Origin of the sequence: Dyadobacter sp. OTU695, assembly GCF_038440355.1 — a bacterium.
Classification (GTDB): Bacteria; Bacteroidota; Bacteroidia; order Cytophagales; family Spirosomataceae; genus Dyadobacter.
The window spans coordinates 1-752 of the sequence record NZ_JASATN010000073.1 but is presented as its reverse complement, the minus strand read 5'-3'; the positions used below and the strand labels follow the sequence as shown (position 1 = coordinate 752).

Sequence of the window (752 nt, the reverse complement as noted above, 5' to 3'; positions counted from 1 at the left end):
ACCCCTCTAAAACGGATTTCAACACAGCGTACCGGAGCATACTGACCCCCTCTCAACACTGGTTTTGGTTTATTTGGTGATCTTCTAATTACTAAAAGCAGATCACTGATGGCTGGAAAACCAAGACCTATGAGCCAGATTAAACAACTTTTGCGATTACATTCTCAGGGCTACTCCATCAAAGCCATCGCTCGTACGCTCGGTATCAGCAAGAATACGGTGAAGTCATATTTAAGTAAATTGGAGTCGGTTAGTATCGAACCACAGGAGCTATTGCAGTTAGAAGACCCTGCTTTAGAAAGCAAGTTCCATGCGGGCAACCCGGCCTACAAAGATCCAAGATACGTGCATCTGAAGGGTAAACTTGATTACTTCCGAGCCCAACTTAAAGATGTCGGCGTAACCAAGAAATTGCTCTGGGAAGAGTACATTCAGGCCTTTCCGCACGGGTACGGCTATTCTCAGTTTTGCTTTCACCTACATCAGCAGCTTGTTGCCGCCAAGTCGTCTTCAGTCCTTATTTTCCAGCCCGCGGATAAGCTCATGGTCGATTTTGCAGGCAAGCAGATGCATTATATTGATAAGCAAACTGGTGAACTGATTGCCTGCCAGGTGTTTGTTGCCTGCCTGCCTTTCTCAGATTATGCCTTCGCTATGGCAGTACCCAGCCAGCAGATTGGCGACTTTCTATATGCCCTTTCTTGCTGTCTGAATGACTTAGGCGGTGTGCCTAAAGCCCTGGTTCCTGATAA

At 46.7% G+C, this 752-nt stretch carries 1 protein-coding gene; it reads left to right on the top strand.

Features of this window, described 5'->3' with window-relative positions; genetic code table 11:
• Window positions 1-129 precede the first annotated feature (129 nt).
• A partial coding sequence (locus tag AAHB90_RS32470; RefSeq protein WP_342089487.1) for a helix-turn-helix domain-containing protein occupies window positions 130-752 on the top strand: 623 nt, incomplete at its 3' end.